Origin of the sequence: Pseudoalteromonas denitrificans DSM 6059 (genome assembly GCF_900112265.1) — a bacterium.
Classification (GTDB): domain Bacteria; phylum Pseudomonadota; class Gammaproteobacteria; order Enterobacterales; family Alteromonadaceae; genus Pseudoalteromonas; species Pseudoalteromonas denitrificans.
This window is the reverse complement of the sequence record NZ_FOLO01000035.1, coordinates 12,350-27,306: the sequence shown is the minus strand read 5'-3', so window position 1 is coordinate 27,306 and position 14,957 is coordinate 12,350. Positions and strand designations below refer to the sequence as shown.

The following is a 14,957-nucleotide window of genomic DNA, read 5'->3' as shown; positions in this document are numbered from 1 at the left end:
GAATAAATTAGAGTGTTTATTCTACGGTCGATAAATGTTATCTGAATTTCAAATAGCCGATTTAATATTAAATGGGTTTAATAAACATTTTTCATTATTTCAACAAATAACACATAAAGCGCATTATGCTTTTTCACAAGCCAACTGGCAAAGTGTGCATCAAGCTAATAGTGATCGTATTTGTTTTTACGATAAACGTGTTAATGAAACTATTTTATCACTAAAAAAAAGTATACCTGATCAATTAGATAAGTCGTTATGGTTAAAAGTTAGAGCAACTTTTCAAAACTATCTGCAATTTCATCCCCAAGCCGAATTAGCTGAATCTTTTTATAATTCTGTATTTTGTCGCTTGTTTCATCGAAGATACTTTAATAATGATTTTATTTTTGTTGAAACAACAATTAAAGAAAATATTCCTGTACCAATAGAGTCTGAATATCAAAGTTACTTCCCCGTTATAGAAGGCCTTAAACCCACAATAAAAAATATTATTGAACAGTTTGATTTTAAAGCACCATTTATTGACTTATCTCGTGATATTAAACTACTGGTTAACGCTTTTTTAAAACAATCTCCAGATACACACCACCGCGCTTATCAAATGCGATTCGATATTTTAAAGCAAGCATTTTATCGTAATAAAGCGGCTTATATTATAGGTAGAGTTGTATCAAAAAGTGGTATTCAACCTTTTATCATACCTATTCTGCATCATAAGGATAATGGTCTTTACTTGGATGCTTTGTTAACAGATTCTACTCAAATGCGCGTGATATTTGGTTTTGCACGTGCTTATTTTATGGTTGATACGTCTGCTCCCTCAGCTTTAGTTCAATTTTTAAATCAGTTAATGCCAAATAAAACACCTGCAGAACTATATAGTGCTATTGGTTTTCATAAACAAGGAAAAACACAGTTTTACCGTGAGTTACATTCACATTTAAAAAACGCCAATGATAAGTTTATTCCTGCACCGGGCACTCGAGGTATGGTCATGATGGTTTTTACGCTTCCATCTTTTCCTTATGTTTTTAAAGTGATCAGAGATAAATTTGGTGAAGGTAAACCTTTTGGTAGAAAAACAGTTTTACAGCGCTACCAATTAGTAAAACAACACGACAGGGTCGGACGTATGGCAGATACAATAGAGTATTCTAATGTTGCCCTACCAATTGATACTTTTTGTCCTGAGTTATTACAAGAGCTAAAAGAAACTGTTGGATCGTCACTTGAATTTGAAAATGACTTAGTGATCATCAAACACTTGTATATTGAACGCAGAATGACACCACTCAATTTGTACCTACAAAAAAACACAGATGAAAATATATTATCCGTAATGGATGAATATGGTAAAGCACTTAAAGACATGATCAGTGTTAATATTTTTCCAGGTGATATGTTATTAAAAAACTTTGGTGTGACAGACCATAATCGTGTGATTTTTTATGATTATGATGAAGTGCAATATTTAACCGATATGAATTTTAGAAAACTGCCAAAATCAACAGGCTATAATGATTATTTATTAGAGGATGTGAGCGTTTCCGTTGCCCCTCAGGATGTTTTTCCTGAGCAGTTAACCACATTTGTGACAACTAATAATAAAGTGAGAAGTGCATTAGAGAAATTTCACCCTGAACTCACTGATGTTCAGTTTTGGAAAAAAGCGCAATATAATATCAACCAAGGCTATTTTACAAATATTTATCCTTACCCTGAGAAACAACGATTTATGCTCCTTTGGTAGTAGAATTTTTTTATTTTTATCGTTACTATCATTCATATAATTAATTAAATTCTACAAGAGTATCTATTTAGTGAATATTAGTAAGGTCGACCTTAATTTATTAGTTTATCTTGATACCCTATTAAGAGAATGCAATGTAACCCGTGCAGCCAATCAGCTTAACATCACACAACCCGCTATGAGTAACGGCTTAAAACGTCTGAGAAACTTACTCAACGATCCCATATTGGTTAGAACGAGTGATGGCATGGTACCCACTGAACGCGCAAAAGAATTACAACCTGTGATCAGAGGGGTGTTACTCACTTTAGAAGAAACGTTGCAACCTAATCATGATTTTATACCTAGCGAAAGTAAACGCGTATTTCGTATCATGGCCAGTGATTATGCAGCAAGTACACTCGCACCAAAATTACTTAATAAATTGCAATTGCATGCGCCAGATACAACTTTAGACATAGTAACCCCAAGCGATGTAACATTTCATGATGTAGAAAATGGTAAAGTCGATATGGCAATTAATAGATTTGAGAACTTACCTCAATCTTTTCATCAAAAAAGAATTTGGAAAGATAGCTTCTCTTGTTTAGTTAATGCTAACAACCCAGTGATTGAAAGCTTTAGTTTAGACTCATATTTAAAAGCCAGACATATTTGGGTAAGTAAAACAGGCTTTGGTGTGGGAGTAGGTATGGATCCTGCCGATGTACAAAAGCTTGGTTGGGTGGATGAAGCCTTAGCCAAATTCGGAAAACAACGTAACATTGCCTCTTTTACACGTAATTATCATGTTGCAATTCATTTAGCAAAAGAGCAAAACCTGATAGCAACTTTGCCATCAAAAGTCGCAAGAATATATCAAAATGATCCTGATATAAAAATATTGGATGCACCTTTTCCTATCGCACCATTTGAACTTGATATGATTTGGAGTCCTCTTTTACACAGAGACGCAAGTCATATTTGGTTAAGACAACAAATTAGTGAAGTAGCACAAGAACTACAATAAAACTAAAAAGGGGTCGGAGTTAATTAATTGAATAAAGCATTAATTAACTCCGACCCCTTTTAAAGATAGGTTTACTAATTTATGAGTTTTGCCAAAGTTGCAACTTGATCTAACATGCGGTTAGAAAAACCCCATTCGTTATCATACCAAGCCATAACTTTAACTAGTGTCCCGTCAACTTTTGTTTGTGTTGCGTCAAAGATTGAAGATGCAGGGTTATGATTAAAATCAATTGATACTAACGGTAATTCGTTGTATTCAAGCACCCCAGCCATTGCACCTTCTGAAGCTGATTTGAGTATTGCATTTACTTCTTCAATACTCGTTTCACGAGATACAATCAAAGTTAAATCAACAACAGATACATTAATAGTAGGGACACGTACAGCCATACCATCTAATTTCCCTGCAAGTTCAGGTAATACTAAACCAACCGCTTTCGCAGCACCTGTTTTTGTTGGGATCATAGATTGTGTCGCACTACGAGCACGATATAAATCAGGATGATAAACATCTGATAAACTTTGATCATTTGTATAAGCATGAATCGTAGTCATACTACCTTGTTCAATACCAATTTCATCATTTATTGCTTTAGCAACTGGCGCTAAACAATTCGTTGTACAAGATGCATTCGAAATAATGATGCTATCAGAAGTTAATACTTCACTATTCACACCATGAACAACAGTTGCATCTAAGTCTGAACCAGGCGCGGAAATAATAACGCGTTTTGCACCTGCTTCTATATGTTTTGCAGCTGCATCACGACTTGTGAATAAACCTGTACACTCAAGTACAATATCAACTTCTAGTGCTTTCCAAGGGAGACTTGCAGGATCACGCTCTTGCGTTAAAGTAATTTTATCATCACCTACAACAAGCGTTTGACCGTCAAGTGCTACTTTTTGATTAAAACGACCGTGAACTGAATCAAATTGTGTTAAATGTGCATTCACATTTGCCGGTGCTAAATCATTGATTGCAACTATTTTAATTTCTTCATTGCGTTCTGACTCATACAATGCACGTAATACATTACGACCAATTCTACCATAACCATTAATTGCTATTTTAATCATTTCTCATTCCCTCAATTTCTATAATTGACTTGCTTGACGCGCCAGTTCTTCAATAGCCGCCCAGTTTTTATCTTTAATTAATTGTTTATCTAACATCCAAGTACCACCAACACAGACTACGTTTTCAAGCGCTAAAAAATCTGGCGCACTTGTTAAGTTAATGCCACCAGTTGGACAAAACTTAATATGCGGTAATGGCCCTGCAATTGACTTAAGCATAGGTACACCTCCTGCTGCAACAGCAGGAAAAAACTTAAGATATTTAAAGCCATTAGATGCCAATTTCATCACTTCGCTGGGTGTTGCAGCACCGGCTAAAAATGGAATATCCGTTTCTTTAGCCAGAGATAATAATTCGTCATTAACACCTGGACTGACCATAAAGTCAGCGCCCGCTTCTATTGAAGCATTAAATGTTTCTTTATTGATAACTGTACCAGTACCTACATATGCGTCAGGGACAGCTTGCTTCATGAGTTTTACCGCTTCTGCTGCAATGGCTGTTCTTAATGTAATTTCTAATGTTTTAAGACCACCATTAAATAGTGCCTGGGCAAGTGGTACTGCATCTTCTAAATTTTCAATAACAACAACAGGAACGACAGGTGCTGCTGTTAATATTTTTTCAATACTCATTTTTATTATTCTCCTTGTTGAGGGTAAATAGCACCAAAAGCGCTAGCCCCCATATCTGCACTACTTACAGTTTGGCGTAACCCTTCAAATAATTCACGCCCCGTACCAAATGTGAGTGTTTGTTCTGATATTTCGATTTCTCTTTTTTCTAATATTTCATCTGATACATGGACTATTAGTTCACCTTTAGGCGCATTTAAAGAGATTAAATCACCTTCTCGGATTTTAGCTATCATGCCACCTTCAATCGCTTCTGGTGCTAAATGAATAGCAGCTGGTACTTTACCTGATGCACCAGACATTCGACCATCCGTTACAATAGCCACTTTGAAGCCTTTATCTTGTTGTGATGCCATAATAGGTGTCAGTTTATGAAGTTCGGGCATGCCCTTAGCTTTAGGGCCCTGCTCTTTTATTACCGCAATAAAATCTGTTTCAAGCTCACCATTAGAAAAGGCCTGCTGTAAACCAATTTGAGAGTTAAATACTTTTGCGGGTGCAGTAACAACTTGATGTTCTGCAGCAACGGCTGATACTTTAATGACAGAGTCACCTAAGTTACCTTTTAATAATTGTAAACCACCTTGTGGGCTAAACGCGTCTTTGTAAGGTCTTAAAACATCTTCATCTAATGAACTTTCGGCACACTCTACCCATTTAACTTTTACCGGTGCATTTGAGTCTGTCATGATCACATTAACATCAGCATCAATTCTGGGCTCTTGTGCATAATCATTTAAAGAATTACCCACAATTGTTTTGACATCTTCATGCAACATACCTGCACTTAATAATTCTTTAATTAAAAAACCCATACCACCTGCAGCCTGAAAATGATTTACATCAGCATGACCATTTGGGTAAATACGTGTTAATAATGGCACAACCTCTGATAAATCAGCCATATCCTTCCAAGTCAATTCAATACCAGCCGCTTTAGCAATCGCTACAAGATGAATTGCATGATTTGTTGAACCACCTGTTGCAAGTAAACCAACTAAGCCATTAATAATTGTTTTTTCGCTTACAACATCCGCTAAACAATTGGCATCTTTTGTTTCTATTAGCTGTTTAAGCATTAACTCTGTTGCACTGGCCGTTAATCCATCTCTAAGTTCTGTATATGGATTAATAAAAGAGCTACCAGGTAAATGAAGGCCCATAATTTCCATAAGCATTTGATTACTATTGGCTGTTCCATAAAAAGTACAAGTACCCGCACTATGATAAGAAGCACTTTCAGCTTCTAATAAAGCTTCTCTACCAATTTTACCTTGGGCAAATTGTTGTCTAATACGTGCTTTTTCTTTATTTGCCAAGCCAGAGGCCATTGGACCTGCCGGCATAAATATCACAGGTAAGTGACCAAATGATAAGGCACCAATTAAAAGCCCAGGTACAATTTTGTCACATACACCTAAGCAAAATACGCCATCAAATACGTCATGAGACAAAGAGATTGCTGTAGACATTGCAATCACATCACGTGAAAACAACGAAAGCTCCATACCATCTCGCCCTTGTGTTACACCATCACACATAGCAGGTACACCACCGGCAACTTGCACCGTCGCATCATATTTTTTAGCAACGTTTTTAATTAAATCTGGATAATCTTTATAAGGTACATGCGCTGAAAGCATGTCATTGTATGAATTTATAATGGCAAGATTTGGTTGAATATCGCTTTTTAATAAATCTTTTTCGCTTGGATCACAGGCAGCCATAACATGCGCTAAATTACCACAACCAAGTCCAGCTCTTACACGAGTTTGTGATTTTGCATGTGCAATGCGTTCAAGATATGCTGTTCGACTTTTTTTACTCGCGTTGATCACGCGTTGGGTTACTTCTTGAATACGAGGATGCAGCATAAATTCACTCTTTTAAAATACGGTTCTCTTCTCTTTGTTATTAAAGTATCGAGAAAAATAGTGAGAAAATCTTAGAGAAAAGGCTCAGTATCAACTTATTCGACTCCACGTTTAAGCACAATACTGAGCACAGTAAATACCCGTTCAAAGGTTCGGTATAAATTATGTCTCTCACAATCACAATCTGACACCGGTGTCATTATTAACTCATGTTTATGACACCGGTGTCAACCTTATGTTTTAAATTTAGTCAAAAAAGTTTATTTTTGCCACATTAAAACGATAGAATACGTGCTAAATCATGAATTGTTTTAATGTCACTTTTATTAAAATAATATTCAGTTCAGTTATAAATTTGAGAGTTTAATGCAACAATCCGTAGATATTTCCTGGTGGCAGCTTGCTTTTTTTATGTTGATCTTATCAGTCCCTTTTATGATAAATCGATTTCTCAATTTAGGTTTAGCACAAGAGTTTGCTATTTCAATTGCCAGAATGACTGCTCAGTTGCTCTTAGTTGGTCTGTATTTAGAGTATTTATTTACACTCAATAATGTGTTTATAAACACAATATGGTTATTGGTTATGCTATTAATAGGTGCCAGTGCCATTTTAAGTAGCACAAAACTCACAAAAAAACACCTTTATTTACCTGTACTTACAGGGTTGTCTTTATCTTTATTGCCTATTTTATTTATTTTATTATTCTTATTATTACAACCTGCGCCCTTTTATAGTGCACAATATCTTATACCTATAAGTGGCATGTTATTAGGCAATAGTCTAAGTGGTAATATTGTGGCCCTTCAGGGATTGTTTTCAGCTTTTGATGACAAAAAATCTGAGTATGAAACAGCTTTATCACTTGGAGCACGGCCTTTACAGGCTGCATTTCCTTTTATGCAAGCAGCTTTTAAAAAAGCATTAGCGCCCATTTTAGCATCTATGACAACAACAGGAATTGTCACTCTTCCAGGTATGATGACAGGTCAAATTTTAGGTGGGATCAATCCAATGACAGCAATAAAATATCAGTTAATCATTATAGTCGCTATTTTTGTTATGCTTAATGTATCAGTTGCGACAAGCCTTTATTTAACCCTTAGAACTGTACTGTCTCATACCGGTTTAATTAAAGTAACTAAGAGCAATTGACTTTTGAAGTACACATTCGGTGCTAGCAAAGCACTAATTCATTGCGTACTAAGATAAACTTTAGTTGTTCTGAATAAATGAAGACATACTGACCTTAACATTTAAAACGATTTGATAATTCAGCAAGTTCATTTGCCAAACCTGTTTGTTCTCGCCCTGCGGCTGCAATTTGATTACCGCTAGAGGCATTTTCTGTTGATAGCTCACTGATGGTATTTATGTTAGACGCCATTTCACTTGCAACAGCAACCTGCTCTTCAGTTGCTGATGCTATTTGTGTACTCATATCTGTAATTGATGTAGCAGCTTCTTTAATATTATTTAAATTATTTGCAAGTTGAGAGATTTGATTAACGGCTAATTCAACCTCACTAGAACATTTCCCAATGCAGTTTGATACACTCATTGCATCTTGCTGAAACTGACTTACTATGCTCTCTATTTCAGAGGTTGATTCTTGTGTACGTTGTGCCAAGGTTCTTACCTCATCGGCAACAACAGCAAAACCTCGACCTTGTTCGCCTGCTCTGGCGGCTTCAATTGCAGCATTCAAGGCAAGTAAATTCGTTTGTTCAGCAACACTTTTAATGACTTCAACCACTGAATTAATATTTGTACTGCTATTTTGCAGCGCTAAAATCAATTCATTTGCTAAAGTCATTTCATCTGATAATTTGTCCATTTCATTTCGGGTATGGGTGATCTCAACAACACTACCATCAACTGAGTTATCTACTTCTATTACAAGTTCTGCTGTTTTTGCTGTATTACTCGCCACTTCCTGAACTGAATTAGACATTTGCTCAATTGCTGTAGCAACTAACTGAGTCTCATCTTGTTGTCTTTGTAAGTTCTGCATGTTTTGCTCAGTGGTTGTAGAGGTTTCTTCTGAACTTGCAGCTAGTAAAGTGCTACTTTGTTCAATATCACCTACAGCCGTTTTAAAGGTTACCAACATCTTATTTATATTTTGAGCTGCATCACCTAGCTCATCTAAGCTTGAAATATCAATTTGTAATGTAAGGTCATTATTTTTTTCAACCTCATTGATTGTTTGGGAAATAGACATCACTTGAATTGTGATCATTTTACCAATTAAAATCGCTAACATGATAATAATAAAAAGAAGGATGGCTGTTGCTAATATCGTCTTAACTAATGAATTAAATGCATTATTCGACATATTTTCAGTCAACTTAAGTAGATATTGTGCAATATTATTTTCGATTGTTTTAAGCTGATTAATTCTTATTGTTGATTGTTCAAACCATTGTTGATTATCTACTGAAAAACCTCCAGTTTCTGCTTTAGTTATCGCTAATGTTCTTTTATCATTTACATATCTAACAGAAGAGTGACTTAACATTTTCTCAAAACTAGCCATAATACTTTTATCTACCAACAAAGAAAACTGATCGAAATATGTATCCTGTTTGGCTTTTACAGTCAAAAATTGATTTAAACTTTGATTAGAAAATTTGTTATTGCCAAAAACAGAGCTCATGACAGCACGCTCAATTCCTGCATTTTCTTTTGCTTCGAGGAAGTTAAAATAGGCGACTAACTGATTTGCTATATGTGAGTTTGTCGCCATTTTTGCAATCTGAGGTGTAATATTTAAAATTTTATTATGTATATCTGTATAAAATTTTATTGCTGTTGCTGTTTTAATTAAAAGATCATCAACTTGGGACCTCATATGCGATAATTGCATTAAATCACGTTTAATAACATTGAGCTGTGCAACAATCTCTTTATCTTGAAAGCTACCTTTGTTTTTTTCTAAAAACAAACTGCGTTTCAATTGTGCTGAATCTGTTAATTGACGTTGGGCGCGTAAAACATCGCCAAACTCTTCACCTTTAGAGCCCAAAAAACCAGCCGTAGCGCCACGCTCTTTTTGCATTTCATGCACTAAAGTATTATTAAAGGTACTTAATAAAGTTAACTTATTGATTTGGTTTGCACTTGTATTATCTTTTATATCTAAAGAAATACGCAAAATTCCAAGTAATAATAACCCTAAAATTGCAGGTACAATTAATATTATAATTTTAGCTTTAAAATGTAAGTTACGAAGGTATTGCATTTAATTTCCTTTAAATAACACACGCTAAAAAACCTTTATAAATAACACTAGGCATAAAATACCAATAATAAAGTTTTTAATAAAACAATCGCTTTTAAAGGAAACTTTTTGAGAGTTTATTGATTTAGATCAAGTCAAAGTTGACACGTTTGTTAATCGTTTAAAGATTTCTTCTGGAATTGGTTGTAAACGCTTTTCAGTATCAAGGCATACCATTTCTATCTCACCAATTACCGCTGGTTTTTTCGCCCCTGGTCGCCAAACTTCTTGTCGCCATAGGGTTTTATATTTACCTTCAAGTTCATAGCTGGTTCGAATATCACAAATTTCAGCAAACTCGACCCCATCTTGGAATATCATATTGGCTTTATATACTGCAAACCCCAAACCTTTTTCATTCCAAAGTTTTGCAAGCTTATCGCTATCAATCACATGCTCACGCGCGCGTTCAAAATATTTTAAAAAATTAGGATGGTATACAACACCGGAATGATCTGTATCTTCGTAATAAATTTGCACTGGATGATGATAAATTTTACTCATTGATGTTCTTTCTCTTAAATATTACAAAGATTTTTTTAATATTGTCATGCCCTGCGAAATCGAAACTAAAGGCTGATAACCTAAATCTCTTTTGGCAGCATCAATATTAAAATAATGGCTGGTGGATAGTTGCCTGGCAACAAATTTGGTTAATATCGGCTCTTGTTTTCGACCTAACATGAGATAAACCCTTTCTAAAATACTACCAAAGATATAAGCCGCTAAGCTTGGTACTCTTTTATTAACTGGGGGTAAGTTAGCACATGTGAGAATTTTATTTAGCATTTGGGCCATAGTAATGGGCTGATCATTACTAACAAAGTATGCTTTTCCCCCACAAATAGGTTTGGGTTGCATTAATGCATCCGCCGCTAAAATATGCGCATAAGCTGCATTATCAATATAAATTGTATCAACGAGTTTATCTTCTTTACCAATCAACTTTAGCTTTCCCGCTTTAGCGCGAGACAATACCCGAGGCACTAAATGTGGATCATTTGGTCCCCAAATTAAATGCGGCCTGATTGCAATCGTTTTCAAATTTTCATTATTACTTTTAAGTACCATATCTTCAGCAATTGCTTTAGATTCACCATAATAGTTTAAATACTGTTTTGCATAAGGTTGTGATTCATCAATGCCATTTTCATCAACGCCAGAAAATGTCACACTGGGTGTACTGGTATAAACTAAATGTTTAATATTCAAATCACGACATACATCAAGTATGTTTTTAGCACCCGCGACATTTGGCTCAAAGTAATCAGCTTTAGCGCCCCAAACCCCAGCTTTAGATGCAACATGAAAGACTAAGTCACAGCCCTGCATGGCAAGTTTAATTTCTTCCTTATTCGCAATGTCACCTTGAATCATGGTAACACCTAACGCATCAAGTGATGGGTAGGCTGAACGTGCAAATCCCGTAACTTTTATATTTGCATTGAGCAATGATTTACATATCGCTTGCCCCAAAAAACCACCCGCTCCCGTGACAAAAACATGTGTCACTTTTTGGCTTAAATTTTTGAGTGCAAATTGAAATGCCTCATTTTGCTTAATTGTATTTTCGATTGACATTATTAGATTCTTTTAAATCGTTAATCACCGGGGTTAAATTTTTTTTGAGCCCATATAGCAAGTTTTTCTCGAAAGATTTTTGCGTTATGGCGTATATCAACAGGAAAACTTGGATGGATCAGAAAATCAGAAATACCTTTTGTTTGCGCAAAGTTTTTACCAATATCTGTAAGTTGCGAAAATAATTCAAATTCAGATATTTTTACACCTTTATTCAATTCTATGCATAATAAAGGTTTGGTACTATTTTTATGCGTAATAGCCACTAAAGCCGTGCGTTTGACTAAAGCATGAGTATTAAAAATACGCTCACAGGGAATAGAAAAAAAAGTCTGTTCTAAGGTTTCAACTCTATGGGCTTTACGGCCACACATCCATAACTGTCCAAGTTGATCTAAATACCCTAAATCCCCCATTCGGTGGCGAACATGTGCTTTATCTTGTATTTTAGCAGCATTTGTAGCACTAATACGTTCATAATAAGCCTGACTCACCATAGGGCCTTTTACAACTATTTCACCTATTTTATTTGCAGGCATGAGCAAATCGTTTTCTATTACTTCTTGCCAATCACAAATATTTTCTTCTGTAATTTTTATGATTGCCACTTCAACATCTAACACAGGCTTACCAACACATATGCCACCACCACTATCTGTTATATTTTGTGTTGCCAATAATGTTTTACTACCAATTTTAGTCAATGGAAGTGACTCAGTTGCACCATAAGAATTAAGTACTTCAACATTATCGTTGAGCATATGACTAAAAGTGGTAATAGAAGATAACGTCGCTGGTGCCCCAGCAGAGATAACCCGCTTTAAACTTGGTAATTTATGTGTTTGTTCTTTACCTGCTTGGCCAAGTATTTCGATTAAAGCAGGGTTAGCAAACAAATTACTACATTGATATTTTTCTATCGCAGCAAATATATATTTAGGATTAGCTGTAATAGGTTTACTGGCATCCATATCAGGCACTATTGATGCCATGCCTAGTGCTGGGCCAAATAAAGAAAATAGTGGAAATGTTGCTAAATCCCGCTCTCCAGATTCAATTTTATAGTCATTTTTGAGTGCAAAAATTTGTGCTTCAAACATTTTATGGCTATAAACTACGCCCTTTGGTACACCCGTACTGCCACTGGTAAATAAAATAGCAGCCATATCGTCATCAGCAAGCATTTCTATCGGGTAAGGCTTTGGCACTGTATGCTTTTCAAGCAACCTCGCTAACGTCATTTGACCTGTCATTCGAGTAAAAAACTTATTACCGCCTACAGTCAAAACATGTTTTACACTCTTATCACCCCAAGAAAATAACTTCCTAGCAATATGTGCCTTAGGTATGCCAATAAATGCATCAGGTTTTGATTCAATAAAACATTGCTTAAGATTTTTAATTCCCATACCTGGATCAACCAAAATTGGAATTATGCCAGCCTTAAATAAAGCAAAAGTTAATGCAAAAAAATCTATGCTTGGGGTGACCATTAAAACGGCCTTCATCCCTTTTTTAATACCGTAGGCATTTAAGGCATAAGCAACAGCATCACTTTTTTCATTTAAGGTTTTAAAATTAATTTCATCATAGTAAAGCTTACCAAATTGGCTTTTTTGCACTGCTACGGCTAAGTCTGAGGGATTTTTAAGTGCGGCACTTTTTAAGTGCCGACAAAAACTTGTATTTGTACCATTATCCATGAGTTTATCTCATTAGGTATTAATTATTATTGATAAAGTCTGTGACAAGTGGCACAACTTCAGTGCTAGCATCTTCCAAAATATAATGACCACAATCATTAAATTCATGTACTTTCGCTTTTGGTAACTCTGTTTTCCACTGAGCTAAAAAATGTTTGTCAAAAACAAAATCTTTCGATCCCCAGCAAATCATACTTGGTAAGTCTTTAAACTTACTTAAGCTTGCTGTGATATCTGATACCAGTTGATAATTTCTATCATGCGGTTTAAGGGGAATATCTTGTACAAACCTCAGCGTAGAAATACGGTTTTTCCAAGAGTTAAATGGTGCAACATATGCTTGACGAATTTCTTTTGTCATAGGTTCACGCTTTACACCCACATAGGAAGCGATTGATGAAAACGCATTAAAACCGCGTACTAAAAATGTACCCACGAAAGTATTGCGACAAATCCACAAAGCCCATGGAAAAGGCTTGGCTTTTGGTAAATGAAATGCACCCGTATTTAAAATCACTAAACGTTTAATGCGCTCAGGATAGCGTGCAGCATAACCCATACCTATCATGCCACCCCAGTCGTGTACAACCAGAGTAATATTTTCTTTTACATTCAAATGTTCAAGTAAAGTTTCAAGGTCATCTATACGCTGTTTTAACGTATAGTCGTATTCTTCATCACCGGGTTTATCAGATAAACCACAACCAATATGATCAGGCACGATACATTGATGTGTCGCACTTAGAGAAGAGACCAAATTACGATAGTAAAATGACCAACTAGGATTACCATGAACCATAACAACAGGTTCACCCTGACCTTCATTAACATAATGATATTTTTGGCCATTTAAATCTAAATACTGTGTTTTAAAAGGAGAAAGTGATTCCATTACCATTTCAGTCCTAACATCATGCAGTTTAAACCACTGCCTATGCCTAAAAAGCTAACATTATCACCTTTTTGTAAAAAGCCATCATCATGTGCCATCGCAGCTGTCACAGGTAAAGAGACAGTGCCCATATTACCCAGTAATTTATAAGTCGGAAATTCTTTTTCTGGTGGGATATTTAAAGCTGTTAATACTTGTTTTTGATTTGACGCACCCACTTGATGACAAATAACTTTATCTACTTGCTCTATCATCCAGTCTCTTTGTTGCAAAAAGTGTGTCCAGGTATCTTTCGCTAAAGAAACACCTTCTTTTAATAAGGTAACCGCATCTGTACGCATGAATTCACGATATAGTTGAGGACCAACTTCTTTTAATCCCCATTGGCATAAATTATTGTGCTCTGGTGCTGATAAGTGACTAGCACCTAACAATTGATGATTACGATCGGTTTTTAAATTAAACGAACCATCCGTTATAAGCACAGCAACAGCCCCAGAACCGCCCGTTAAAGTTGCTAAAGACCTAGCATAATTTTGCATAGTAGGATCTGCTAACATATCATCAATAGTGACATCAACGATATGACGGGCCGATTCACACGATACAACAAGACCAGCTTTTATTTGACCTAATTCAATCCGGTTTGCAATATCTAAAATACCAGACAAAACACCTAAACAGGCATTGCTAATATCATAAATAGCCGTATCTTTGGATACACCTAATTTACCTGCAATACGACATGCTGTTGCTGGTTCATGCTGATCACGGCATACACCGGTATATACAACAGCACCTAAATCATCAACTGATATGCCAGTCTCTGTGATTGATTTTTCGGCTGCAATAATAGCACCATCAGATAACTGATGTCCTTTAGGCCACCAGCGACGTTCTTCTATTCCAGTTAACGCGGCAAGTTGCCCCATTGGAATACGAAACTTTTGATATACAGGTGCTAGTCGAGATTCAAGTACAGAACTTGATATAACATGGGGTGCTAACTCATAAGCTAAACTATTAATAAAAACGCGGGTATATTTCATGAAACAGTATATTTTTCTCTTATTCTTTTATAAAAAGCGTGGCAAATTAAAAACCAAAAAAATTGCTTTTATTATTATAGGGCGCCATTTGAGCA

General features: G+C 35.6%; 12 protein-coding genes. 3 read left to right on the top strand and 9 right to left on the bottom strand.

Annotated elements, in window-relative coordinates:
- The first annotated feature begins 34 nt into the window (after positions 1 to 34).
- Positions 35 to 1,753 (top strand): bifunctional isocitrate dehydrogenase kinase/phosphatase, encoded by a 1,719-nt coding sequence (gene aceK / locus BM088_RS17905; protein ID WP_091987694.1) that lies wholly within the window; start codon positions 35 to 37, stop codon positions 1,751 to 1,753.
- 70 nt (positions 1,754 to 1,823) lie between these two features.
- Positions 1,824 to 2,762: a LysR family transcriptional regulator gene (locus BM088_RS17900; RefSeq protein WP_091987690.1), complete on the top strand. Its 939-nt coding sequence runs from the start codon at positions 1,824 to 1,826 to the stop codon at positions 2,760 to 2,762.
- A gap of 74 nt (positions 2,763 to 2,836) precedes the next feature.
- On the opposite strand, the gene gap is transcribed toward BM088_RS17900, so the two are convergent.
- The 3 genes from gap to edd are packed head-to-tail and all read right to left on the bottom strand — an operon-like array spanning position 2,837 to position 6,354.
- Positions 2,837 to 3,844 (bottom strand): type I glyceraldehyde-3-phosphate dehydrogenase, encoded by a 1,008-nt coding sequence (gap, locus tag BM088_RS17895; RefSeq protein WP_091987686.1) that lies wholly within the window; start codon positions 3,842 to 3,844, stop codon positions 2,837 to 2,839.
- 18 nt (positions 3,845 to 3,862) lie between these two features.
- Positions 3,863 to 4,480 carry a bifunctional 4-hydroxy-2-oxoglutarate aldolase/2-dehydro-3-deoxy-phosphogluconate aldolase gene (eda, locus tag BM088_RS17890; RefSeq protein WP_091987683.1) on the bottom strand — a complete coding sequence of 206 codons (618 nt, stop codon included), beginning with the start codon at positions 4,478 to 4,480 and terminating at the stop codon, positions 3,863 to 3,865.
- A 5-nt stretch (positions 4,481 to 4,485) separates the two neighbouring features.
- On the bottom strand, positions 4,486 to 6,354 hold the full coding sequence (gene edd, locus BM088_RS17885) for a phosphogluconate dehydratase (RefSeq protein ID WP_091987679.1): 1,869 nt from the start codon (positions 6,352 to 6,354) through the stop codon (positions 4,486 to 4,488).
- Positions 6,355 to 6,720: 366 nt separating this feature from the next.
- On the opposite strand from edd, the gene BM088_RS17880 reads away from it, so the two are divergent.
- Positions 6,721 to 7,509, top strand: a complete 789-nt coding sequence (locus tag BM088_RS17880) for an ABC transporter permease (RefSeq protein ID WP_091987676.1) — start codon at positions 6,721 to 6,723, stop codon at positions 7,507 to 7,509.
- A 94-nt stretch (positions 7,510 to 7,603) separates the two neighbouring features.
- Here the strand turns inward: BM088_RS17880 and BM088_RS17875 are convergent, their stop codons facing one another.
- The 6 genes from BM088_RS17875 to BM088_RS17850 all read right to left on the bottom strand — a co-directional run bounded on the left by BM088_RS17875 (position 7,604) and on the right by BM088_RS17850 (position 14,862).
- On the bottom strand, positions 7,604 to 9,598 hold the full coding sequence (locus BM088_RS17875) for a methyl-accepting chemotaxis protein (protein ID WP_091987672.1): 1,995 nt from the start codon (positions 9,596 to 9,598) through the stop codon (positions 7,604 to 7,606).
- 129 nt (positions 9,599 to 9,727) lie between these two features.
- Positions 9,728 to 10,141: a thioesterase family protein gene (locus BM088_RS17870; protein ID WP_091987669.1), complete on the bottom strand. Its 414-nt coding sequence runs from the start codon at positions 10,139 to 10,141 to the stop codon at positions 9,728 to 9,730.
- Positions 10,142 to 10,162: 21 nt separating this feature from the next.
- A complete protein-coding gene (gene oleD, locus BM088_RS17865; protein WP_091987666.1) occupies positions 10,163 to 11,218 on the bottom strand; it encodes a 2-alkyl-3-oxoalkanoate reductase in 1,056 nt (351 codons plus the stop codon).
- Between the two features lie 20 nt (positions 11,219 to 11,238).
- A complete protein-coding gene (oleC, locus tag BM088_RS17860; RefSeq protein ID WP_091987663.1) occupies positions 11,239 to 12,921 on the bottom strand; it encodes an olefin beta-lactone synthetase in 1,683 nt (560 codons plus the stop codon).
- 19 nt (positions 12,922 to 12,940) lie between these two features.
- Positions 12,941 to 13,813, bottom strand: a complete 873-nt coding sequence (locus BM088_RS17855) for an alpha/beta fold hydrolase (protein WP_425439323.1) — start codon at positions 13,811 to 13,813, stop codon at positions 12,941 to 12,943.
- Positions 13,813 to 14,862: a 3-oxoacyl-ACP synthase III gene (locus tag BM088_RS17850; RefSeq protein ID WP_091987655.1), complete on the bottom strand. Its 1,050-nt coding sequence runs from the start codon at positions 14,860 to 14,862 to the stop codon at positions 13,813 to 13,815. The genes BM088_RS17855 and BM088_RS17850 overlap by 1 nt, the downstream gene beginning before the upstream one ends.
- Between the last annotated feature and the right edge of the window lie 95 nt (positions 14,863 to 14,957).